The 24,506-nt window shown below is 36.5% G+C and carries 23 protein-coding genes, 2 tRNA genes and 1 pseudogene; 12 read left to right on the top strand and 14 right to left on the bottom strand.

The features are described 5' to 3' along the window. Nucleotides 1-32: 32 nt before the first annotated feature. Nucleotides 33-1,259, top strand: a complete 1,227-nt coding sequence (gene hmpA / locus D9782_RS05035; RefSeq protein WP_026681838.1) for an NO-inducible flavohemoprotein — start codon at nt 33-35, stop codon at nt 1,257-1,259. Between the two features lie 59 nt (nt 1,260-1,318). Here hmpA and D9782_RS05030 read toward each other — a convergent pair whose 3' ends face one another. From D9782_RS05030 to D9782_RS05015, 4 genes are all read right to left on the bottom strand, one after another. Then, nucleotides 1,319-1,924 (bottom strand): class I SAM-dependent methyltransferase, encoded by a 606-nt coding sequence (locus tag D9782_RS05030; protein ID WP_026681837.1) that lies wholly within the window; start codon nt 1,922-1,924, stop codon nt 1,319-1,321. A gap of 482 nt (nt 1,925-2,406) precedes the next feature. Then, nucleotides 2,407-4,122 (bottom strand): acetate--CoA ligase, encoded by a 1,716-nt coding sequence (gene acsA / locus D9782_RS05025; RefSeq protein WP_026680139.1) that lies wholly within the window; start codon nt 4,120-4,122, stop codon nt 2,407-2,409. A gap of 320 nt (nt 4,123-4,442) precedes the next feature. Continuing rightward, the gene (locus tag D9782_RS05020; protein WP_121603754.1) at nt 4,443-4,640 is read right to left on the bottom strand and encodes a hypothetical protein; all 198 of its coding nucleotides are present in this window, start codon (nt 4,638-4,640) and stop codon (nt 4,443-4,445) included. A gap of 644 nt (nt 4,641-5,284) precedes the next feature. Then, nucleotides 5,285-6,523: a dicarboxylate/amino acid:cation symporter gene (locus D9782_RS05015; protein ID WP_026679904.1), complete on the bottom strand. Its 1,239-nt coding sequence runs from the start codon at nt 6,521-6,523 to the stop codon at nt 5,285-5,287. A gap of 418 nt (nt 6,524-6,941) precedes the next feature. Here D9782_RS05015 and bioA point away from each other — a divergent pair, with 418 nt between their 5' ends. The 5 genes from bioA to D9782_RS04990 all read left to right on the top strand — a co-directional run bounded on the left by bioA (nt 6,942) and on the right by D9782_RS04990 (nt 12,507). Continuing rightward, nucleotides 6,942-8,315: an adenosylmethionine--8-amino-7-oxononanoate transaminase gene (gene bioA, locus D9782_RS05010; RefSeq protein ID WP_121604261.1), complete on the top strand. Its 1,374-nt coding sequence runs from the start codon at nt 6,942-6,944 to the stop codon at nt 8,313-8,315. A gap of 65 nt (nt 8,316-8,380) precedes the next feature. Continuing rightward, a complete protein-coding gene (gene bioD, locus D9782_RS05005) occupies nt 8,381-9,070 on the top strand; it encodes a dethiobiotin synthase (protein WP_026679905.1) in 690 nt (229 codons plus the stop codon). Between the two features lie 100 nt (nt 9,071-9,170). Further along, nucleotides 9,171-9,782 (top strand): ECF transporter S component, encoded by a 612-nt coding sequence (locus D9782_RS05000; RefSeq protein ID WP_034678419.1) that lies wholly within the window; start codon nt 9,171-9,173, stop codon nt 9,780-9,782. 60 nt (nt 9,783-9,842) lie between these two features. Then, nucleotides 9,843-10,835, top strand: coding sequence for a biotin synthase BioB (gene bioB, locus D9782_RS04995; protein WP_121604260.1), 993 nt, complete (start codon nt 9,843-9,845; stop codon nt 10,833-10,835). A gap of 391 nt (nt 10,836-11,226) precedes the next feature. After that, nucleotides 11,227-12,507 carry a DUF5068 domain-containing protein gene (locus tag D9782_RS04990; protein WP_026679907.1) on the top strand — a complete coding sequence of 427 codons (1,281 nt, stop codon included), beginning with the start codon at nt 11,227-11,229 and terminating at the stop codon, nt 12,505-12,507. A 207-nt stretch (nt 12,508-12,714) separates the two neighbouring features. On the opposite strand, the gene D9782_RS04985 is transcribed toward D9782_RS04990, so the two are convergent. Next, nucleotides 12,715-13,107, bottom strand: a complete 393-nt coding sequence (locus tag D9782_RS04985) for a hypothetical protein (RefSeq protein WP_121604259.1) — start codon at nt 13,105-13,107, stop codon at nt 12,715-12,717. Nucleotides 13,108-13,214: 107 nt separating this feature from the next. Continuing rightward, nucleotides 13,215-14,657: an MDR family MFS transporter gene (locus D9782_RS04980; protein ID WP_121604258.1), complete on the bottom strand. Its 1,443-nt coding sequence runs from the start codon at nt 14,655-14,657 to the stop codon at nt 13,215-13,217. A gap of 115 nt (nt 14,658-14,772) precedes the next feature. Here D9782_RS04980 and D9782_RS04975 point away from each other — a divergent pair, with 115 nt between their 5' ends. Continuing rightward, on the top strand, nt 14,773-15,639 hold the full coding sequence (locus tag D9782_RS04975) for a TetR/AcrR family transcriptional regulator (protein ID WP_121604257.1): 867 nt from the start codon (nt 14,773-14,775) through the stop codon (nt 15,637-15,639). 434 nt (nt 15,640-16,073) lie between these two features. Here D9782_RS04975 and D9782_RS04970 read toward each other — a convergent pair whose 3' ends face one another. Then, nucleotides 16,074-16,391: a magnetosome magnetite crystal formation protein family gene (locus D9782_RS04970; protein WP_026679911.1), complete on the bottom strand. Its 318-nt coding sequence runs from the start codon at nt 16,389-16,391 to the stop codon at nt 16,074-16,076. 239 nt (nt 16,392-16,630) lie between these two features. On the opposite strand from D9782_RS04970, the gene D9782_RS22725 reads away from it, so the two are divergent. Continuing rightward, nucleotides 16,631-16,843, top strand: coding sequence for a hypothetical protein (locus tag D9782_RS22725; RefSeq protein WP_152525393.1), 213 nt, complete (start codon nt 16,631-16,633; stop codon nt 16,841-16,843). Between the two features lie 202 nt (nt 16,844-17,045). After that, nucleotides 17,046-17,270, top strand: coding sequence for a DUF3221 domain-containing protein (locus D9782_RS04965; protein ID WP_026679912.1), 225 nt, complete (start codon nt 17,046-17,048; stop codon nt 17,268-17,270). 223 nt (nt 17,271-17,493) lie between these two features. Here D9782_RS04965 and D9782_RS04960 read toward each other — a convergent pair. Then, nucleotides 17,494-17,566, bottom strand: a tRNA-Arg gene (locus D9782_RS04960). Between the two features lie 224 nt (nt 17,567-17,790). Between D9782_RS04960 and D9782_RS04955 the strand changes: the two genes are divergently transcribed. Beyond that, nucleotides 17,791-18,441: a deoxynucleoside kinase gene (locus D9782_RS04955; RefSeq protein ID WP_121604256.1), complete on the top strand. Its 651-nt coding sequence runs from the start codon at nt 17,791-17,793 to the stop codon at nt 18,439-18,441. Nucleotides 18,442-18,455: 14 nt separating this feature from the next. Continuing rightward, entirely contained in the window at nt 18,456-19,139 is a 684-nt protein-coding gene (locus tag D9782_RS04950; RefSeq protein WP_026679913.1) for a deoxynucleoside kinase, read from the top strand. A 132-nt stretch (nt 19,140-19,271) separates the two neighbouring features. Here the strand turns inward: D9782_RS04950 and D9782_RS04945 are convergent, their stop codons facing one another. The 4 genes and pseudogenes from D9782_RS04945 to proC all read right to left on the bottom strand — a co-directional run bounded on the left by D9782_RS04945 (nt 19,272) and on the right by proC (nt 21,650). After that, complete coding sequence (locus D9782_RS04945; RefSeq protein WP_121603756.1) at nt 19,272-20,384, bottom strand: RNA-guided endonuclease TnpB family protein; 1,113 nt, start codon at nt 20,382-20,384, stop codon at nt 19,272-19,274. Nucleotides 20,385-20,419: 35 nt separating this feature from the next. Continuing rightward, nucleotides 20,420-20,529, bottom strand: a pseudogene (locus D9782_RS04940) (transposase); the annotation flags it as partial. Then, a complete protein-coding gene (locus D9782_RS04935; RefSeq protein ID WP_240455845.1) occupies nt 20,526-20,783 on the bottom strand; it encodes a TIGR04104 family putative zinc finger protein in 258 nt (85 codons plus the stop codon). The gene D9782_RS04935 and the pseudogene D9782_RS04940, both read right to left, overlap by 4 nt. Nucleotides 20,784-20,837: 54 nt before the next feature. Beyond that, nucleotides 20,838-21,650 carry a pyrroline-5-carboxylate reductase gene (gene proC, locus D9782_RS04930; protein WP_034678423.1) on the bottom strand — a complete coding sequence of 271 codons (813 nt, stop codon included), beginning with the start codon at nt 21,648-21,650 and terminating at the stop codon, nt 20,838-20,840. A gap of 432 nt (nt 21,651-22,082) precedes the next feature. Here proC and D9782_RS04925 point away from each other — a divergent pair, with 432 nt between their 5' ends. Next, the gene (locus tag D9782_RS04925; protein ID WP_026679916.1) at nt 22,083-22,826 is read left to right on the top strand and encodes a GTP pyrophosphokinase; all 744 of its coding nucleotides are present in this window, start codon (nt 22,083-22,085) and stop codon (nt 22,824-22,826) included. A gap of 96 nt (nt 22,827-22,922) precedes the next feature. Here D9782_RS04925 and D9782_RS04920 read toward each other — a convergent pair. Continuing rightward, a tRNA-Ser gene (locus D9782_RS04920) sits at nt 22,923-23,015 on the bottom strand. Nucleotides 23,016-23,294: 279 nt separating this feature from the next. Continuing rightward, nucleotides 23,295-24,500 (bottom strand): M20 family metallopeptidase, encoded by a 1,206-nt coding sequence (locus tag D9782_RS04915; RefSeq protein ID WP_026679917.1) that lies wholly within the window; start codon nt 24,498-24,500, stop codon nt 23,295-23,297. Nucleotides 24,501-24,506 lie beyond the last annotated feature (6 nt).

Here is a 24,506-nt window from a genome sequence, read left to right as displayed (position 1 = left end):
ATACATGTTTATTTTAAAGGGAGTGCTTAGTTATGTCAACACAAACAGTCGAGCTAGATGAGCAAACAAAGGACATTATTAAAGCTACTGTGCCAGTATTACAACAACAAGGTTCAGAGATAACGAAGCGATTCTATCAGCTAATGCTAACAAATCATCCAGAATTAAAGAATTTATTTAATCAAACCAATCAACGGAGAGGTGCTCAGCCCAAGGCCTTAGCGAATACCGTTTATGCTGCTGCGGCAAATATCGATCATTTAGAAGAAATAGTACCCCATGTCATGCAAATTGCACATAAGCATAAAAGTCTAAATGTTCAACCAGAACATTATCCAATCGTTGGCAAGTACCTATTACTAGCAATGAAAGATGTTTTAGGAGAAGTAGCTAATGATGATGTGATCGATGCATGGGAAAAAGCATATTATGTCATAGCAGATCTTTTTATTAACGTGGAAAAAGAATTATATAATAAGACATTGCAATCATCCGGTGGCTGGGAAGGTTTTCGAAATTTCAAAGTGACAAAAAAGGTAATTGAGAGTGAAGTTATTACATCTTTTTATTTAGTTCCCGAGGATGGTTTACCATTTCCTAGTTATCAGCCTGGACAATACATTACTGTAAAAGCAGACATAGATGGTGAACCATATACCCATCTTCGCCAATACAGTTTATCTTGTGCTCCGGATGAAGGGTATTACCGCATTAGTGTTAAACGTGAGGATGAGAATGAACAAGGCCCAGCAGGAATTGTCTCTACTTATTTACATGAGAAAATTAATGAAGGAAGCATTTTACCTATAAGTGCACCGGCTGGAGACTTCATACTTGATCAACAAGATCATCGACCACTGATACTAATTAGTGGAGGTGTGGGAATGACACCAATGATGAGTATGTTAGAAACGGTGATAAAAGAACAGCCTGAACGACAGGTTATCTTCATTCATGCTGCAAAGTCAGAAAATTATCATGCGTTGAAAGAGAGAGTTGCTACCATTACTAATTCTAATAATCATGTGACAAGCTATACGATCTATAATCATCCCAAAGATACGGATCGATGTGATAAAAAAGGCTATATAGACGCTGAGTGGGTATCTTCAATTTTACCAACATCAGATGCTACATGTTACATTTGTGGACCAAAAGGATTCATGCGTACAACCTATGTAAGCTTAAAAAAATCACATGTAGCTGACAAAGATATTCATTTCGAAATTTTTGGCCCAGCTGAATCCATTACTGCATAAACGACAAAAACCAAAGGTTAAGGGAGTAATCCGCTTATCCTTTGGTTCTATTTACATATCTAGTCTTTCTTTTTTATAACCGTTTGAATAACATGAGACAAGCCAGTATGCTTTTTTCCTTCTTTTCGATCTACTTCTCCATAATAGAAATGCAAACAATGATGAGGCATTATCCATTGTAATACATCCGATGGATGATACAGCATTTCCTTCTCCCTTGGTCCACCTGTTTGGTAGTCTAATTGATCCTCTGAGTATACCTCAAACATTACATAGCCACCTGGCTTTACAGCAGCAATTATATTATGAATAAAAAAATGTTGATCTTCCGCTGGAACATGCCCAAAGACCATAATCGCCGCATCAAATTGGCGAGATATCACCTTTTCCTTAGTCAAGTCCATGGGAATAGCTTGTACGTTTACTCCTTGCTCTACAGCTAATTGTTTTGCCTTTTCTAATCCGACAGTAGATTGATCATAAGCAATAACCTCATGCCCTAAACCAGCTAAATAGATGGCGTTTCTGCCCTCTCCCTCTGCAAAGCATCCTATAGTTGAATTTTTAGATAAGAGGTGACTCTTTTGCTGGATGAATTGATTTGCCTGTTTCCCATATACAAATTCTTTATCTGAAAAGTTTTGATCCCAAAATTCTTTAGACATTTTAAGATTCCTCATTTCCTCAATTTATGAATATGTCCCATATTGGAAATGTAACAGATTTCAAAGTAAATAAGAAATAACTAGCTTATAAAGTGAGCGGTGTAAAAGGAGTGTTGTATCCATTCCGTTCGATAGCATTTCAAGAGCAAAAGGCGTAAGCGTCCGAGTAGAAACGTAGCGACTAGAGCGAGTCAACGGAGATAAAGGTATTACGATGAGCTTGCGCGCCGATGATGACTTAGATTAGGGCGATTCATGAAGTCGCCTCGTTTCTGGGCGCTGGAGCTTCACGCGGCTCAACACGCCCATATATATCCACAGGCTCAAATTTTATAATTTCCGTAATTTCCTAGACAAAAATCCCCCCAAAGCAACAGATTATATTTTTTGATCTATCTACTTTGGAAGGGAGCATATTTTAATCAGTCTATAATTAAGCGTCTTCGTTATCTAAATTATTTTACCCTCTGTGGCTCTACCATCTATTCTTCTAATGTTGACGTATCACCAGTAGGCAATCCTAGCTCCCAAGACTTCAATAGTCGACGCATGATCTTACCACTTCTTGTCTTAGGAATGGAGTCTTTTACTTCTAGTTCACGTGGTGCAGCATGAGCACTTAGCCCTGTCTTAACAAATAAGCGTATATCCTCTAGTAATTCATCCGTATTCTGATACCCATCATTCAGCGTAATAAACGCTTTAATGATCTCTCCTCGCTCTGGATGTGGTTTCCCAATAACGCCGGCTTCAGCAACAGCCGGATGTTCTATTAATTTACTTTCTACCTCAAATGGGCCAACTCGTTCACCAGAAGTATTGATAACATCATCTAAACGCCCCTGGAACCAGAAATAGCCATCTTCATCTTTATAAGCACTATCTCCTGATACATACCAACCATGGATAAAGTAGCTGTCATACTTGCTTGGATTCTTCCATACAGCCCGCATCATAGATGGCCAACCTTTCTTAATAGCTAAATTCCCCATTTGGTTTGGTGGTAGTTCATTTCCTTCATTATCAATAATAGCCGCTTCAATACCTGGTAATGGTTTCCCCATTGATCCTGGTCTTATCTCCATTGATGGAATGTTAACAATAAGCTGTGCACCTGTTTCCGTCATCCACCATGTATCATGAATCCGCAAATTAAATGCTTTTAATCCCCAAGTCACTACTTCTGGATTCAATGGCTCTCCAACACTCATAATATGTCGTAAGGAAGAAAGGTCATATTTCTTCACTACGTCTTCTCCTGCACTTACTAATTTACGAAGTGCTGTAGGTGCCGTATACCAGACACTAACCTTATACGTATCTAGTGTTCCATACCAATCATCCGGTGTAAATCTTCCACCTCGAATAACATTAGTCACACCATGCAACCATGGTGCGAAAATTCCGTAACTTGTTCCAGTAACCCAGCCTGGATCAGCGGTACACCAATATACATCCTCTTCCCTTAGGTCTAATACCCACTCGCCCGTAGCATAATGTTGAATCATAGCATTATGGACATGGTACACACCTTTTGGTTTTCCAGTAGATCCAGATGTGTAATGGAGTAACATACCATCTTCTAAATCTACCCATTCCATTTCTGTTTTATTAGAAGCATCCTTCATTTCTCTTTGATAATCAATATAATGATCCGCAGATTCGTTATGTTTCCCTACAAGCACTATTTTTTCTAAGTTTGGTAAATCCTCCTGTGGAACTCGATACAATAAATCAGGTGTTGTAATTAACACTTTTGCTTCACTATCCTGCAATCGATCGCGAACCGCTTGCTCCATGAAAGCTTCGAATAAAGGTCCAGCGATGGCACCAACTTTAAGGATACCGAAGAAAGCTGCATAAAATTCTGGGCTTCTTGGCATGAACAGAAATACGCGATCTCCTTTTTTCACATTATACTTACGTAAAACATTAGCAAACTTATTACTCTCATCACGTAGGTCACCAAAGGTTACCTTCTCTTCTCTATCTGGATCAGAATACAGTAATGCAACCTGGTCCTTTTTCTCTGGATTTTCCGCATGGCGGTCTAACGCCTCATAGGCAATATTAACCTTTCCCGTTTCATTCCAGGAAAAATGTTTCTTCATATCATCCCATGAAAAAGTTTCCCTAACTTTTTCATAATCTTTCAGATTATGATTACCTTCTTTAACTGGTATCTTCTGCATATCCATCCAATCACCTCGTTTTATAAATTGAAATCGGTTACAAATAATAGAAATATCTCCTTGATACGTTTACAAGTACTAATTCTATTTATGAACCGATTAAAAAACAATGTATTAAAAATTATGCAAACTTTTTGGTAACTATTATTTATTTTAGAACATTCTGTGACATTTTTAAAGTAATAAACTATTTATTTATTAGAAAAGTTGGCGTATAACACTGATTTTATAACTACCACTATAAAAAAACTGAGCAAAATTCGCTCAGTCCCTATCACTACATGCTCAGATTTACGCTTCCTCTAGTAGCTATTATGGAATAATAGCTACTGCTTGACCACCACTCCGGCTGCCCACTTCCCTTTCCGTGGGGTTTGTCCTTCAGCTAACTTTTTTAGCAAAACCCGCTCAAAAAAGTGGATCTTCAGGTCAAACATTTCCCACAGGAGTTGAAGTGGCCGGCCTTCGCTATTATCAGGCTCTACAACGCTAGCATGAAGTAACACAGCTGCTTTTATACTCACGGATAGCGATTTTCACTTTACCCATTGTAAAAAAAGTCAACCTATTACTTATGACAAGAATTGTTGCACCTTCTCATAGCGGAGACTAATTACGTAGACTCCTGCGGGATTAGCGCGAGCCGAAAATCCACTTTGCAACGTGTTCTTCTTTGCAAAGTTAGTTGAGGTCGCGCCCGCGGAAAGCGAAGTAATTAGTCGAAGCATTGCCAATAGACATCTAACATTTCAAAATAACTACTTGGCTTAACGCAGTCATTGCACTGATTTTATACTTTCTTAACTTAGAACAAAAGCGGCAAGCGCACGATTAAAAACGTAGCGACTGGAGCGAATCAACGGAGAAAAAGGAATTACGGTAAGCTAGCGCGCCGATGATGACGTATCATAGGGCGATTCATGAAGTCGCCTCGTTTCTGGGCGCTGGAGCTGGACGGCTCAACACGCGCCTTTTTATCTACATGGGCAAATTTTATCATTTCCTAGGCTGCTAAAAAGGAGCTGACTTCATCAGTCAACTCCCCATCCATGCTACTGGTATATACTACCTTTCCACAGGTAGCCGTTTCTCCTGATTACTGTACACTATTTGACTATACAGAAGTTTAGCATATTTTTCGTGCTAGATGGATCTTAAAACAGTTCTACTATAATGCAGATTGCTGTGCTTTTTGTTTACTATTTTTCTTATCACTTTCCGAGATAATATAGGCACAAGCTGCATCTCCAGTAATATTAAGTGATGTACGTAGCATATCTAATAACCGATCAACACCAATGATTAGCGCGATGCCATCCACAGGTAAACCAACTTGTTTAAGAACCATTGATAGCATAATTAAGCCTACGCCAGGTACCCCAGCTGTTCCAATACTTGCTAACGTTGCCGTTAAGACAACCATCAATAATTGACTTAATCCAAGTGGTTCTGCATATACTTGAGCAATAAACACGGTAGCTACAGCCTGCATAATTGCAGTACCATCCATGTTTATCGTAGCTCCCAAAGGCTGAACAAAACTACTAATCGACTTCTTTACTCCTAACTGCTCCTGAGCCAACTTCATAGAGACAGGCAACGTTGCACTTGAACTAGATGTACTAAACGCTACAGACATTGCAGGGAAGAATGATTTATAGAATTTTAACGGACTCGCTTTTCCTAAGCCTTTGATTGCCAAACTATACGTAATTGCGCCATGCAAAATAAGTGCTACAATTACTGCTAGCATATACATGAACATAGACCCTAATGCATCTAATCCAGCATCTCCAATAGCTGAGGCAATCAATGCGAACGCACCATACGGAGCCGTTTTCATTACTGCGTTAACAAGGAAGATAAGGATTTCATTTGCTTGTTCAAATAAACTACGAATCCCACTTGTTTTTTCCCCCAATACTGCTAGTGAAACCCCTATAAATATGGCAAAAGCAATGATTTGCAGCATATTTCCAGTAGACATTGCTTCGATTGGATTTTCGGGAATTATCTGAACTAATGTATCCATAATAGGTGGTGCTGCTTGTTCCTCATAGGTAACATTTTCTACATTAAATGTTCCAGCTTTACCAGGCTCTAGTAAAAATCCGACACCAAGTCCAATTACAAGAGCTACAGCAGTGGTAACTAAATAAAAGCTAACCGTTTGAATGCCGATTTTACCTAGTTTCGAAGGATCACCTAACCCAGCTGTTCCCAGGACAATGGAAACAAATACGATCGGCACAACAATCATCATGATTAAATTTAAAAATATTTGTCCAACAGGATTTAATACATACGTATCAACAGCAGAAAATACATCGCTAGATGAAAAAGTTAAACCTATACCTACGATGATTCCTAGTACGAGGGCAATCAGAATTTTTTTCGTTAGATTCATAGCATTCGTCCTTTCTAGTTGTATATTCGATTGTCTGAGACGATTTGGTGAATAGAGGCTATTTGGAATGGTAGTGTAAATGCAGTGTTTACAAGGATTGAAGCTTGTAATTTTTTGAGTTGCTTTACCATTCTACCATTTTTTATGCAAAATGAATAGACCCTGTCTATATTTGTCTAAAATATACAAATTTTCTATATATATGGTTATATTACATTGGAAATTAAGAATAGGATTCGTACGACAACTTAATTTTAAAAAAGGTATGCAAACAGCCCTTTTATCGCCAATAATAGACAAGCTATTCATCGAACAAATTCTATCAATAAGGATTGACCTCGACGTTTTTTTATGATTTCATTATTGTTAACCTTTAAAAAATATGGTTAACAATAAAATGTAATATGGAGGTCTATCAATGAGCAACAGTGAATTAATAGAAAAAAGTAAACGACATCTATGGCTCCCATTTACGCAAATGAAGGATTATGATCGTAATCCGTTAATTATTGAAAGTGGGCAAGGCGTTATCCTAAAAGATACGGAAGGAAAATCCTATTATGATGGTTTTTCATCTGTATGGTTAAACGTACATGGTCATCAAAAAAAAGAATTAAATGAAGCTATTTGTAGTCAATTAGATAAAATTGCACATTCTACACTACTTGGAATGACAAACCAGCCAGCTACTGAATTAGCAGAACAATTAGTACATATTACCCCTGATGGTCTAAATCGTATTTTTTACTCCGATAGTGGTGCAGAAGCTGTTGAAATCGCACTTAAAATGGCCTTTCAGTATTGGAGAAACCAAGGGGTTACAGGTAAAAATAAATTTGTAACGATGAAGGACGGTTATCATGGCGATACAATTGGCGCAGTAAGTGTTGGTGCGGTAGATATTTTCCATCACGTCTACCAGCCACTTACATTTGATAGCATCCCTGTTCCTTTTCCATATGTATATAGACATCCAAGTGGAGACCCTGAAACATGTAAAAATGAGTGCTTACTAGAACTAGAACGTACATTAGATCAGCATCAGGATGAGCTAGCTGCCGTAACAGTCGAATCGATGATGCAAGGAGCAGGAGGAATGCGATTAATGCCTCATGGCTACTTGGCTGGTGTTGAAGCATTGTGTAAGAAATACAACGTTCTACTTATTCTCGATGAAGTAGCTACCGGATTTGGTCGAACAGGGAAAATGTTTGCCTGTGAGCATGAAGATGTAACTCCAGACATTATGATTATCGGAAAAGGTATCACAGGAGGCTATTTACCAATTGCTGCTACTCTCTCAACAGAGCAAATATATGAGGCTTTCTATGATGATTATACAAATATGAAAACATTGTTTCATGGACATTCGTACACTGGAAATCAGTTAGGTTGCGCAGTTGCTCTTGCCAATCTGGACTTATTTAAGAAAGAACAAGTAATTACTCGTGTGCAAGAAAACTCGAAATACCTGTACAGGGAATTAGAATGCTTCAATAAATTAGAACATGTTGGAGATATTAGACAGCTTGGTTTTATGGTAGGAATAGAACTAGTGAAAAATAAGCAAACAAAAGAACCCTTTCCTTTCGAAAAAAGAGTAGGTTATGACGTTTCCTTAAAGATGCGTCAGCTCGGTATGCTAACCCGTCCAGTGGGAGATACGATTGTTTTTATGCCGCCACTATCTAGCAAACGACAGGAATTGCGGGAAATGATAAAAATTATGGAAGCCTCTATTCAACAGATTACAGAAGAAAAATATGCACAATTGGAGACCATAAAAAAATAAAATCTCACATAAACGACTTCTACTACTCTACCTATATAGATCAACCAAGAAACGGAGACAAAAGTATGAAATCAAAGGGATTATTTATTACAGGAACAGATACGGGTATTGGTAAAACATGTATCGGTGCTGGCATTGCCGGTGCATTACACAAACAAGGAATAGATGTTGGCGTTTTTAAGCCCATGTTAAGTGGAGAGAAACGGGAACACCCCCTCAGCGATCCCGCTATTCTGAAGAGATTCTCAGGAGATAGGAATACATTGGAGCAAATTACACCTTATCAATTTAAAGAGCCATTAGCACCATATGTTGCTGCCAAAAGAGAAGATCGGTTGATTTCCCTAGCATCCATTGTCAACGCTTGGAACAGTATTAGAGATACCCATGAATTCTTCATTGTAGAAGGTGCCGGTGGAATTGCCGTTCCATTCGGTGAAAATTATCTTGCTGCCGATGTAGCTAAAGCAATTGGCTTTCCATTGTTAATTGTAGCAAGTATACATCTTGGCACCGTCAATCATACATCGTTAACTGTTCAATTCGCCAAGCATATGGGGCTTGAAATAGCTGGAATTGTTTTAAATGGATTAGATGAAGCCAAACATGGGGCAGCTGAACAAACCAATCCTGGCATTATTGAGGAGCTAACTGGGATTCCTGTCCTTGGCATTCTACCTTGGCTCGATTCGAATAGCCCGAAACACGTGATTGAGCAAACCAAAGTGTCCATACCACTTCAAACATTCTTATAGAGAATTATAATTTGTGGCTAATTTATTAGCCTTAGATGGAATAAACCCTTAATGACAGGTGTGTTGTTACGTTACAGGTTTTTAGACAGGAGGCTTTTAATTGAAGACGCACATACGTGTTCATACCTTAGATTTGACCTTAATAGCTTTGTTTGTAGCATTAATGGGGATTGGAGCAAATATAACCACATGGGTGCCATTTTTGCAAATTGGCGGTGTACCGATAACCTTACAAACATTTTTTTGTTTCTTATCTGGTGCTCTACTTGGTAGCCGTCGGGGGGCGATTTCCATGATCGTATACGTCCTTGTAGGGGTTATCGGTATTCCCGTATTCGCTGGCTTGAAAGGTGGACTAGGTACTATTTTTAGTCCAACCTTTGGCTTTATTATATCGTTTATTGTTACAGCCTATATGGTAGGGAAAGTGATTGAATTTACAAGAAAACCCACTTCCCTTACCTTTGTTATTGCTTCTCTGGTGGGACTTGTATTCAATTACCTAATTGGAACGAATTATATGTATTTTTCTCTAGCATTCTTTATGGATGCTACTGAGAGTATAACTTATAGTAAGGCATGGCTAATCATGCTCGCATACTTACCAGTAGATTTACTGACAATTGGCGCTGCAGCCATGGTAGCACCAAGAATATATGATACGTTTCAGCGAACAAATCCCATAGGAATCAAAACACGAGTAACTAACTAATCTAGCAATTAGGAATAAAACTAGTTAGAAACAGATAAGAAATATTAAAGGAGGCGTACTATGTTAAATTTCAATTCACTAGCAAATGCCGTATTGGAAGGATATGAAATTACAGAGGGAGAGGCCATGCAGATTTTAGAATGTCCGAATGATAAAATTCTAGACTTGCTACATAGTGCCTATCTCATTAGAAAAACGTATTATGGCAATAAAGTAAAATTAAATACGATTATTAATACCAAGTCTGGTGCTTGCCCAGAAAATTGTGGTTATTGTGCTCAATCAAGAGACTCGACAAATCCAATCCAAAAATATCGTATGATGCATAAGGATACCATCGTTCAAGGTGCGGAAAAAGCACACCAACTTCATTCTGGCACTTATTGTATTGTCGCTAGTGGTCGAGGACCAACCACCCGTGAACTAAACCAAGTAACCAGTGCAGTCAAAGAAATAAAAGAAAAATATAATTTAAAAATATGCGCATGTTTAGGTATTCTAAAACCAGGACAAGCCGAACAATTAAAGGAAGCTGGTGTTGATCGATACAACCATAATATCAATACATCAAAAAATCATCATGACAATATAACAACTAGTCACAGCTATCAGGATCGCGTTGCAACTGTCAATAAAGTAAAAGATATTGGGATTTCGCCTTGCTCTGGGGTCATTGTAGGAATGAAGGAGACAAAAGAGGATGTTATCCAAATGGCCATTGCTTTAAAAGAATTAAATGCTGACTCTATTCCTGTTAATTTTCTGCACGCCATGGAGGGGACATTATTAGAGGGGACAGATGAGTTAACTCCTCTTTATTGTCTAAAAGTATTATGTCTATTTCGTTTTATTAATCCTACAAAAGAAATTCGAGTTTCCGGAGGTCGTGAAGTTAATTTAAGAAGCCTTCAACCACTTGGATTATATCCAGCTAACTCCATCTTTATTGGTGATTATCTTACCACAGCCGGGCAGGAAGGAACAAAGGACCACCAAATGCTAAAGGATCTTGGGTTTGAAATTGACTACGAAGGTAGTGAGATACCTATTTAATCTTCAACGTTAACAGTTTGCTTTAAGATATAACGGCTACCCCTACTAGCCTGTTACTTCATCTAATGTCACTTTATACCACAAAGAGACATTAAAATATCCGGAAATTTGACAGCGAAGTAAATTCAATTGTATGAAAATATAGTGTATAAGTCTGATATGATTTATTATTTCTCAAACAATTTTTGTTGTTCTAAATTGATCAAATCATTGGTTTAACTTATGATAAATCAATAATAACAACCGATTATTTCATATATGAATTTATAAAGGGCTAAGATTATTTAATTATTTCATTTTAAACAACAATAGAACTTTTTACCGATATAAAACTTACAATAGTTGTAGTATTATTTCACTAACTTTACAATTTTATGGAGGTACCAGATTCATGTCGAAAAAGATAATTATGCTACTCATCACAATCGTTATTACTGCCCTCATTGTAAGTGGATGTGGCAGTGATAAAAATGAAGCAAAAGATAGTGAAGCAAATGATGCTAAAGAATCAGCCACTACAAAAGAAGACTCAAAAAATGAAGCAAAAGCAGAGGAGGAAACAAAAGAAACAGTACAACAAGAAAGTGATGGTTCAAATGATTTCTCCAAGTTAATTAGCTACATGGAAGAACAAACAGAAGGAACTACGGAAGTGGTTTATGAAAATAATGAACCACAAACACATGAAATGGAAGGTGTAACTGTTTCATTAGATGGTTACTCACTTGTGGAGCTTAAAGATTTCCATACAGATTACGCCATTCCATTCAATGATCAAACAAATGGCGGAGTCATTGTTGCAAAATACACAGTGAAAAATGATACCGACAACGATGCATATTATATGCCATCCTTCTATTTATCTTATACAGGAGCACAGAAATCTTTCAATAATTACCGAGATTTATTACCTGAAGAAGAACAGCTTCCTACAAAGTTGGCTCCATCTAATGACTATGTCATTAAATCAGGGGAAACGATAACTGGTTATTATACTTATCCTTTTGGTGAAGACCAATGGAAGCAAGTGCTTGCAGAATCTACTGCTACAGCAGAAGTCCCTGCACCACAAGCTAAAAAAGATGATTTCTCTTCTACCTTTGGCAAAAAAGGTACGTTTACCTTTAGTCTAAATAAAGAAGGAGCAGAAAAAGTAGAAGATAATAAAGCATTTTACCAAGACAAAGCAACTGCAGGGAATATGGGCGATAAAAAAATGCTAAGTCAAAAAGACGGAATTGGGGAAAGTGAAAAATTAGGTGATATTACGGTTACACTAGATGGTTATCAGTTTACAGAATTTAAACCAAATAAAGAAGAAGCACCACGCTTTGAGGCATTTTCTAATGGAATCGTCTTATTAACCGTGAAATTTAACATTGACAATAAAAGCGATTCTGAGGTTGCACATAGCTCCATTATGTCGAAGTTAACGGTAAATGACGGCTCTCAATATATGCTAAATGAAGGCATGTTACTTAACTATAAATACGATGATATGATTGAATCAGGTAGCGCTGGTGAATTACTCCAAATCTATACGTTAGACCAAGAACAATACGAGAAAATCTGGAAAGATAAATCATTCGAGGTTGAAATCGGACCAATGAAAGACCAAGAGGCAAATGATATATCAAAAGGAAAGAAAGCTACATTTACATTACCAAAATAACACTGGAATATGCGAGTGATGTAGGAAAGTGAGCAGTCTGTTAGGAAAGCTCACTTTCCTTTGAATTAACAAAAACTTACGAATACCCTTCAGTGCTGTTTTTATTATAGAAACACGATGTAGCCTTCGTGTAATTCTTTTTCACTGTTTAAAACGTTTACGCCTTTATCAGTGCTGTAGCTAAAAAAATTACATAAATGAAGTATATTAATCTAGTGAGTTTTTTATTAATTTAAATCGTTCATTGATCATGCCATGAGGGTTTATATTTTTATGTGTAACGGCTTTCGATGAAAAGCTCGCAAAATTTAATCCTGCCCCAAAAATTTGTAAAGCTCCTTCAGCCAAGTTCCCTTTTTTTAATGCTTCGATACCATCTTCGATAAAATTATTGCTCTCATCTAAATGGCAATCTGCTATATATTTATCTCCCTCGTGAAATAATTTAAGGTTTTCCAAAATTTGATTAGCTGTTTTTTCTGATATATCGGCATCAATATTCATAAGCATTTCGTTTATAGGCTTAACTAGATTGCCATACAAACTATCATATGCTTCGCAGTAATCATTTATTTTTTCTCTTAGCTCTTTTGCGTTCATAATCTAACCCCCCACTATTAAATTCAATTATAGTATGCTCCGATTCATTTACTTTATCAAAACAACTGCTTAAAATACTTTCCAAAAAAAATCCTCTAAATATTTTCCTATCTACCTTTTCGGTTATCCTTAATTAGAAAGCAGATTATGAATGCAAAAATAACAAGTACAAAAGCAGCCATAAATCCATTATTTATCCCTTTTACCATAGCTTTAGAATATGAACCGGCTTCCGTCAAGACATGTTGACTCGTAGAGAAATTACGAACCGATATCGTCATCACGCCTACCATAATAGCTGCACCAAGTGAAGCAAATACTTGGCGTACAGTATTATTTGCTGCTGTACCATGGCTAACTAATTTCTGAGGTAGCGCATTAATTCCAGCAGTTGCAAGTGGCATCATCGTTAGTCCCATTCCCACCATTCTTAACATATAAAAAAAGATTAGCCACCATATGGTTGTCTCATTCGTTAGAAACATGAATGGGCATGTACCAATGAGGAGAATAGTCATTCCAACAATAGTTAACGTACGAATACCATACCTATCAAATATCTTTCCCGATATGGGAGAAATGATCCCTAAAACAATAGCACCAGGAAGCAGGATTAAACCTGATTGAAGTGCAGAATAGCCAAGTATTTTTTGTGTAAAAATTGGAAGTAGAATTTCAGATCCGATCATTGTCATAAAAATAATAGAGACAATAACCGTTGTTACAGCAAAGGTTCTGCTTTTAAATACACGTAGTTCCAACAAGGGCTCTTTTAATCTAAGTTGTCTTAAAGAGAACATTAATAAGATTACTATCCCTATCACGCAAGTAATCCATACAATTGAATTACTCCACCCTGTATCTCCAGCAAGGCTAATACCATATAACAATGATCCTAAACCAATACAGCTTAATACGAATGATAGAATATCCAACTTCGGTTTTGTTAGGGGAATTACATTTTTAAGTAAATAAAATGCTAAAAATAGATTGATAACAGCCAATGGTAAAACAAAATAAAATAGATACCGCCAATGATAAACGTCAACAATCCACCCAGCTAAAGTTGGACCAATTGCCGGTGAGAAGGCGATAACAATACCAACGAGCCCCATTGCCTCTCCTCGACGATTGGCTGGGAAAACTAAAAACATCAATGTTTGCACTAATGGAATCATTACACCTGATCCAATCGCTTGGATGATCCGTCCAAGCAATAAATGGGAAAACGTGGTGCTTAGCGCACAAATTATTGTCCCCAATATGAAGCTTCCCATTGCAATCAAATATAGTTTTCTACTTTCTATTTGATGTAATAAATAAGCAGAAGCAGGGATTAAAATTCCATTTATGAGCATAAATGAAGTGATTAACCATTGTGCATCATAAGCAGAAACATGTAAATCCTCTATTATTTTAGGAATTGCTGTAACTAATAACGTTTGATTTAAAATAGTTAGAAATGCTCCCATTAATAAAACAACAACAAAGCCAGCTCTATTAAACGGTTTCCCATTAATGTCTACTGGCTGAGAATTAGATTCTTTCATTATTATTCACACCTTTTTACTTTAGTTTATTTTTTTATACTTAAGTATAATTCCATTTATATAGTATAGGTGCTATAATAAAAATGTCAATATATTTTTTAGGAGAAGAAAATACATGGCAAAAGAAAAACAGATTGTTGATGCTGCAAAGTTGTTATTTCAAACCAAAGGTTTTCACTATACCTCTGTTCAAGATATTCTCAAGCATTCAGGAGTTTCCAAAGGGACCTTCTATAATCATTTTTCCTCTAAATCCCAATTAATTCTTTCAATTATTCAAGAAGTCGATGCAAAGGTGGAAGAGCAACAAAAGCAATTATTAATAGAAGGCAATATACATAGTAAACAAACGCTTTATTCACAGCTTCGTGTAAAACACGCCCTTTACAGCTCTGAAAATATTCTAGATCTCTATAATATTGCGTTAGCTGAAAATGATGAAAAGTTGAGCCAATATATGCATGAGAATCATTATAATGAATTAAACTGGTTAGCCAAACGTTTAATTGATGTCTATGGGATGGAAATTGAGGCAAATGCTATGGACATAGCTACTCATTTTACTGGTGGATTAGGTTATCAGATGCGATATTCTAACCAAATGAACCTAAACACCAATAGTTCGTCTATTCTTGACTATAATATTCTTCGATTAGAGAAGAATATAGAGATTACAAAACACGCTAAACAAATTCTTTTTCCTTTTAACTTTGGGAATTGGAATGAGACGGAAGAATCGATTGTCTGGAAGATCAGGAATCTCCTCGATCAGATTAATCATGACATAAACACGAGGGAAGAAAAGGAATTAATTGATTTTATTTTAGAAGAATGCGAACAACACACACCAATCAGGTGGAGTGTTTGTGAGGGAGCAGTTCGTCAATTACACACGATTGCATCTTCTCTACCTAAAAAAGAGCAACAATATCAGGAAGTAGTTGACCTCATCGTCAGTCAAGCAAGAAAAAATAATCCTTGATATGCAGTGGAAATTATTTTACTCATCAACATAATTATAAGCGCAATTGGTTGAGGCATAACTAAACTAGGTATAGCTAAAGCCGAATAACATTTTATTCTTTCTTCTCATTCTGAGATAGACGCTTTACACTAGCACGGTCTCAGTTAATGCGGCTAACCAAAATTTGCTTAACTGCGTGGATCTTCGGACTCGATCTGTTTCCATAGGGGATTAACTCCCCCTCTTTTAATAGTTATCATCACTATTTCAAAAAATTGAAAGATAAAAATAAAACTCTAAACCACTGTCCGGGTATCACTTTGTATACTCGGATTATGGCTCGGAGTTTTTTTATCTCAATTTATTTTGTCTCTTCCTCATTTCTTTAAAATTCCAGTTTGTAATCTAGAAAACCAAAATAGCTATTAAATGATAAGAGCTTTTCATTTATATTAATTTTCATTTAGCACTTTGATCCCTCTCACAAGATTCCAAATGAAAAAATACACATTTACAATAACAGCGAGAATAGCTACACCTATTAAAATACCGCCATTAACGGTTTGACTTAATTGACTGATTCCTAGTGTTACAGCAATTACAATAATGCAAACAATCGTTATAAATGGAACAAGATGTGCCCACAATGCTTTTATTGCATGGTGCTTTACACTTTTATCGGCAACAAAATAAACAATAATAGGAAAAAGAAATGGGGCAAAAAAGATACTAAAATAGCTGAGCGAGGACAAAATATTATTTGGCTTCATATAAATCACCCTTTTTTTAAAGTTCCTAAACCACTTTACCACAAAGAAGCCATATATAGTCTTACGGTTTTGTAAGGTAGTAGCATCTTTAAGTGGCTCAGTCGTGGCGAATCTGGATTAATTGAATATACAACGCAAGAGGTTGGTCAGAAAATTACGATATAGAATATGATTATGCAGTAATAAAAGTACAACCTATAGGTGATTTTCATGTAGGCGAGGTCACTGGGACACTTAGCATGACAGACCAACGTAATCTAGATTCTGAAACTCTAAGTATCTATGGATATTCAGGAGATTTAATGAGTGAGGATAATCAGATTTCTCAATGGGTAATGTGTGGTTCAGTTTACAATTGGGATCAAAATATGGTTTATTATAAAATTGATACAAATGGTGGACCTAAAGCTGACGATGAGTTGATAACTTTTGTACTCACAATAGCACCTTAGTATCAACTCTATAGATAAAGAAAAGAACCTCATATCAAATAGGTTCTTAATTACATATCATAAATCTTTATGTATAAAACAATATTTTGGAGGTTATGAAGTTTGTTAAGAAAAAGCATGTCTCTTAGTTATTTGATCATATTATTCATTTTTATTGTAGGTTGTACTAACAATGGAAATCAACAAAAAGACCTAAATCAAGATGTCTCGCCAAAAAGATCCACCTAGGAATGGAGGAAAAGAAGGTTATGTAATACAAAAATACGAAACTACTTTTTTATTTGCACCTACTTGGGAAGAGGAATTGTTGGAAAAATATGAAGAGAGTAAATTGGGAATAAGCTATCCAAATGCAATATCTGTTAATTTATCAGATGTAGATATTAATTTAGATGAGATAGAAGTAGGCCAACCAATACGAGTATGATTTGATAGAATATTGGAAAGTTTCCCCCCTAGTAGACATGCTGTTAAGGTTGAAATTATGGAAAAATAAGTACCCCATCCAACTAAGGACGGGGCTTATTTTTTGCTACAATTATTATTGTTCTGTTTCAAGGTAAAAAATACCCCTCATAAAGTGGCGAGAACAGTAGTTCTAATTTAATAAGTGGTATGAGCAATTTCAAAAATGAAAGCCCATAAAGCTACGCCCCCGGCAGGATTCGAACCTGCGACACACGGTTTAGGAAACCGATGCTCTATCCCCTGAGCTACGGGGGCATGATTGCATGAGTAAGAAAACTAGATAACAATGAAATTATCAATAAAATTCTTCCAATTCATGCTTGATATAGAATTGGATTTTCTAATCCAGCACTATCCATTATACAAAATTACAACGACCTTGAAAAGTACTATACGAAATTATACATGGTACTGCTTTAACTTGTATGATAAAATATAATACATCTGTTTTAGGTAGTTATGGATTGGAGGATGAAGCTATGGCAGGAGTTCCTTTTATTGCAATTGAAGGACCAATTGGTATTGGAAAGACATCGCTTGCCAAAAAAATTTCCTCACATTTTGATTTTCACTTATTAAAGGAAATTGTGGAGGAAAATCCATTTCTCGGAAAATTTTATGATGATATTGAGGAATGGAGTTTTCAAACAGAAATGTTCTTTTTATGCAATCGATTTAAACAATTAGAGGACATTGATACAAAATTTTTAAGCAAAAATAAATCAGTAGTAGCTGATTATCATATATCGAAAAACATGATATTTGCAAGACGGACACTCCCAGTTAATAAATTCGAGAAGTACGAACAGATTTATCATATTTTAACAAAAGATATGCCCGTTCCAAATATGATGATTTATTTGCATGCAAGCTTGGATACCATTTTGCAAAGAATTCATCAACGCGGAAGAGAGATAGAACAAAACATTAAGCCATCTTATCTTGCACAGCTGTCTCAGGATTATGAGGATTACATGAATGAATTCGAGCTCATGCATCCAACTATTCCCGTTATCCGCATTAATGGAGACGAGATGGATTTTGTCCGCTATCAAAATGATCTAGACAGTATCATTAATCAGGTCAATCTACAGCTTAAAAAAGTCGCTGAAGAGGCGAGAAAAGGTTAAAGGGGAACACAATCATGCATTTAAGAGAAAAATATCTTATTCCAAATGACAGTATTATTACCATTGCTGGTACTGTCGGGGTAGGGAAGTCAACAATGACAAACGCATTAGCAAAAGCACTTAAATTTAAAACATCGCTGGAGAAAGTAGATACAAACCCTTATCTTGAGAAGTTCTATGCTGATTTTGAACGCTGGAGCTTTCATTTACAAATTTACTTCTTAGCAGAACGCTTTAAAGAACAAAAAAAGATCTTTGAATACGGTGGTGGATTCATCCAGGATCGTTCCATATATGAGGATACAGGAATTTTCGCAAAAATGCATTATGATAATGGAACGATGTCAAAAACGGATTATGAAACATATACAAACCTATTTGAAGCAATGGTCATGACACCATACTTCCCGCATCCTGACTTACTCATTTATTTGGAGGGATCCTTTGATGAAGTGCTAGCACGTATTCAAGAACGTGGGCGTGAAATGGAGAAAAGTACACCAATTTCCTATTGGGAGGAAATGTACAAGCGTTATGAAGAATGGATTAATAACTTCAATGCATGTCCAATCCTAAGGATTAATATATCTGATTATGATTTGATGAAGCAGGAAAATTCTATTGAACCTATTCTAGAGAAGATTGGACATTTTATTCAGCAATCTAGAAGATGGAAATCGAGAGAGTTAATGAAATAGGAAGTGAACTACTCCCACCACTTAACACCCTTACGGGTTGCTTGAAGTGGAGGTTTCTTGGGTAATCACCACTTTTGGTAGCTGACGAAATGGACCAAGCTAACCCTCTTGTTCCAAGAGTTTATATTTTCATTAGGCACTTGCTAATAAGCGAATGCCTTCTTTTTTGATATTGAGAGCTGAATTATAATCTCTATCGAGATTTAGCCCACACGAACAAGCGTATGTTCTAATTTCTATAGGCATTGGTTGGGTATTTCCGCAACTCGAACAAGTTTTGGTAGATGGGAACCATTTATCAATTTTGATAAGTTGTTTCCCTTGTTCTTTTAGTTTGTACTGTAAGAAAGAAGTGAACATTCCCCATCCATTATCAGCTACGCTTTTACCGAATTTAAGTGCTTGTGACATTCCTTTCATGTCTAAATCTTCAATCACAACAGCATCGAAGTTAGACACTAACTCCTTTGACTTATGGTGAAGAAAGTTCTTGCGTTGATTGGCAACTTTCTCTTGAATGTTAGCTACTCGAATACGTTGTTTATTCCAATTTGCAGAGCCTTTCTTTTTACGAGAAAGTTTACGTTGTTCTTTTGCTAATTTATTAAGTATTTGTCGATAAAACTTAGGATAATTGGCTTTCTCACCCTCACTATCAACAAACAACCCATCCATTGAAAAGTCTAAGCCAACAACTTTTTCAATTTCCTTCCTTTTTATCTCCTTCTCGTACTCTGTAAGAATCGAAATATAGTATTTTCCTGATGAAGTCATAGACAAGGTACAAGATTTGATGGTGTACTCCGAAGGAATTGCTCGATGTTGCTTGATTTTGACCATTTTTAATTTAGGTAATTTGATATGACCATCCAACAACTGAATATTTCCATTGACGACATTCGTTGTGTAGCTTTGTTTATGGCGTTTGCTTTTGAATTTTGGGAACCTGGCATGCCCTTTGAAGAAGGCTTTATATGCCTTATCTAAATTTAGTTGAGCGTTTGCCAACGCTAATGAATCGACTTCTTTTAGCCATTCGTATTCTTTTTTGTAATTGGCAGGAGTAGGATGTTTTACCTTTTTCCATGCTTCTTTATCATCTTTTAGGGTTTCATACGTTTCTTTTCGTTCTGCTAACATTTTGTTATAGACAAAGCGAACGCAACCGAAGGTTTTACGTATAACCAAAGCCTGTTCATCTGTTGGATACAATCTAAACTTGTACGCTTTATTTTGTTTAGCCATATCAAATCACCTCACTTTATCCTTTGATTTTCAATCTATTTTTTAACTACTTCAATAGGCGAACCGCCAGTCGTCAACAAACAAAACTTCTTGACCAAAACATTTCTTTCCATAACTTTTTACAAACATGAGGAAAATCCCTTACCACAATGGTTCCTCTTCTTTGCTTAAGCCAATCATAAACGGTGTTGTCGTCACGATACTAATCAATAAAAGCAGTCCAATTAAAATCACATAAGGTATAGAAAGATTTAAATAGATATTACCTATTAAAATCAAGGGTAATAAGATTAGAGATGTCATACTACTTTTCTTTCTGCTGTTCGCTGATAGGTAATTCGCTTCTTCACAATACGGGCACTTCATTTTCATTCGAAAGGAACGCTTTAATGTATCCATATAGTTCCAGTTCTTATCGCAATGAGCACAACTCGGCATTGCTGTACCTCCTTATTATTCCTTCCCTAACGCTATGGATCGATCCCGTGCTGCTTGCACACACTCGATGATTATTTGTTGAAATCCATTCTTCTTTAAAGATTCTAGACCCGCTTGCGTTGTTCCTGCTGGGCTCGTAATTTTTTTTCGTAATACATCAGCTGTATCTTCAGATTGGCTAAGCATTTCACCAGCCCCAAGAATTGTTTGGGCAATTAAAGCCTTTGCCGTATCCTTATGCAACCCAGAATCAACGGCTGCTTTTTCCATTGCTTCTACCAAATAATAAATATACGCCGGGCCGCTTCCAGAAATTGCTGTTACCATATGCATATCTTCCTCATCAACTACTACCGTTGTTCCAATCGTATTAAATAGCGTAACTGCTTCCTGAACATGATCCTTACTTACACCTTTTCCAGCAGAGATAGCAGTTGCAGATTCACCAATAGATGCTGAAGTGTTTGGCATTGCTCGAATAACTGGTACGTTTATACCGATAAATTGTTTTATAGCTGTAGTAGAAATACCTGCTGTTACAGATATAATTAATTGATTCGCTGTAATATAGTCCTTAATAGAATCGATGGCTTGCTCTATATCGTATGGTTTGGTAGCCAAAATAATTATGTCTGTATCTGTTGTTATCTTTTCTTTATCCATTACGCTATTAATTTGATACCTTTTCTCTAGTCGAGAAATTCGCTCCTGATTACTTCGATTGGTTACTGAAATATGATTATTATCTACGATCTCTGCCCGAACCATTCCTGATATAATTGCTTCAGCCATTGATCCTGCTCCGATGAATGCGATTTTTTTATCCATTTCCAATTACCTCCTAGATTAAATTCAATACGTTCCGTTAGATACTTACTACTTATTTGTTTTTCCAAAAAGAAAAGCTCCTTTCATCCTTCAAATAAGGACGAAAAGAGCATTTCCGCGGTACCACCTAAATTGACATAGCTAACCTATGCCCAGCTTTTATTGTTAACACAGTCTTCATCTGCGGTCAGTTTTTATTCTAACGGCTCCTGGATAGGTTCATACAAGTCGTTTACGTCTGGGATCTTTCAGCCGATGGATCCCTTTCTCTTTCGTACGCCCGCTGCATTACTGGTCCAATCACTGCCTTTTTAAAATATTATTTGGTTAGATATGTACTATATGCTGAAATGCTTCAAATGTCAAGAAAACGTGTAATTTAGGTTAAATTAAGCTAAACTAAAAATAATCATCAAGGAAAGAAGGGCTAACATGGCTAATTCAATAAATCAAATTCAGCAGCTTAAACAAATTCGCGATCAAATGACACGTTTTATGATGACCTATAAATTTGGTCTTGATGAAATTAACACAAAGCTTCAGATCCTTCAGGAGGAATTTCAGCATTTCCATGACTATAATCCGATTGAGCATATTAAATCAAGGATAAAATCTCCAGAAAGTATTCTAAAAAAAATGTACCGAAAAAATCTAGATATTTCACTTGAATCCATTAGAGAAAATATCCATGACATTGTAGGTATTCGTATTGTTTGTTCGTTTATTTCTGATATTTATCGCGTTAGCGAAATGATTCAGCAGCAAAAGGACATAACCGTGATTTCCTGTAAAGATTATATAAAACATCCTAAATCCACCGGTTATCAAAGTCTCCACCTTATTCTTTCGATACCTGTGTTTATGTCAGATCGTGAAGAACATGTATATGTAGAAATTCAAATTCGTACCGTTGCTATGGATTTTTGGGCAAGTCTTGAGCATAAGATTTACTATAAGTATAATAAAGTAATTCCTGATCATTTATCAAAAGAATTAACGGATGCTGCGAAAGTAGCATCGGACCTCGATTTACGAATGGAACAATTACATAATGAAGTGAACCATATAAAAGCACAGGAAGGTGAAGACAACGATTTACAATTATTAAAAATAGCTAATGAAAGCTTTGCACTTCCTCGTAAACTTCTCGAATCATTTATAAAAGAAACGAAATAAGCAAACTTCAACAATTCCGTTTCCATATACAGCGAAAAAAACCGCTACATGGTAACGGTTTTTTTATCTCCAAAATTTTATGCGCTATTTTATAAATGGAGGAGGTAGAGGGATTCGAACCCCCGCGGGCTGTTACACCCCTGTCGGTTTTCAAGACCGATCCCTTCAGCCAGACTTGGGTATACCTCCGTGACAACAAAATATAATATACCATGCATAAATAAGCTTGTCAATGACAATAATCCATTTCGGAAATTTCCGTCATTTATAGATGTGTATATTTGAATTCACTTCATACATGCTTATCACTAAAAACCTCTATAAACAAAGTGAAAGCTCAATTCAATAGAGAAATTACTGTATGCGGATAACCGAACACTCTGGATCCAAAAAGGCTAGTTGAATCGTTAAAAATTATGGAGGAAATGAGAATGTTATCTTCATTCCCCCATATTCCCATTATCCCTATTATGCTTGAGTTCTTTCAACATATTCTTCATAAATACGTGCATAGACTGCTTTATCGGTAATAAGCTTTAAAGCAGTAAATGCGGATGCCTTGGCTGCAACAATGAGAGCCTCATCAGCCTGCTTTGATTTAGCAGCTTCACGAAAGGCTACGGTATGACCAACTAAGTCACTAGAACCAATTTTAATATGCGGATGGATTGTTGGAACAACCTGACTAATATTTCCTGTATCTGTTGACCCCAACGTTTTTCTTTCTTCTGTGTTAACTGTCTCCCCTAATTCTTCGACGACTTCTTTAAAAACGTCATCAAAACTACGATTTATAATAAAATTATCGACCTCATTTTGAAATGGGGTAACCTTCAGCTGTGAACCAGTTGCTAAAGCCGCTCCTTCAGCAATCGACTTAACCCGATCAGTTACTTCATTTAATGTATTTCTCGATGCTGCTCGGATGAAAAATCGTGCCTTTGCATATTCAGGAACCACATTAGGAGCATGACCACCATCTGTAATAATTCCATGAATACGTACATCACTTGGTACATGCTGACGTAAAGCATTTATCCCGTTAAACAATTGGATCACACCATCCAATGCATTTATTCCTTCTTCTGGATGCGCTGATGCATGAGCTGGCTTCCCAAGAAATTCGAAATCTAATGGATCTACAGCTAAGCTTGGTGACGTTAGACTAGTTTCGGCACCTGGATGTACGATAATTGCAGCATCAAGCTGGTCAACAAGCCCTGCCTTTACAAAACTTCCTTTCGCACTGCCATTAGGTCCACCTTCCTCAGCTGGTGTTCCTAATACAACTAAATTCCCACCAATTTCATCAATTACTTTACTTAGACCAATTGCAGCAGCAATACTGGTGGCGCCTATCACATTATGGCCACATGCATGCCCAATTCCAGGCAATGCATCATATTCCGCTAAAAATCCAATGGTCCGTCCTTTAACTCTACCATGTTTCTTTGCGATAAACGCTGTTTGGTGCCCGGCTATATCTTTTTCAACGTCAAAGCCTTCCTCAACTAAAATATCTGTTAATGTTTTAGCTGCAAAGAATTCCTGATTTCCGATTTCTGGGTTCTCATGTATGGTATGACTAATCCCTATATATCTTTCTTTATTCGCATCAATATAAGTTGCAATTCGCTTTTTAAGTTCTACAATATTACCTGTAACGATAGTCATCTTCTT

Source organism: Virgibacillus sp. Bac332 (assembly GCF_003667785.1).
GTDB lineage: Bacteria > Bacillota > Bacilli > Bacillales > Amphibacillaceae > Virgibacillus > Virgibacillus salarius.
The sequence above is the reverse complement of the archived record's forward strand: the minus strand, read 5'-3'. Positions and strand labels throughout refer to the sequence as shown.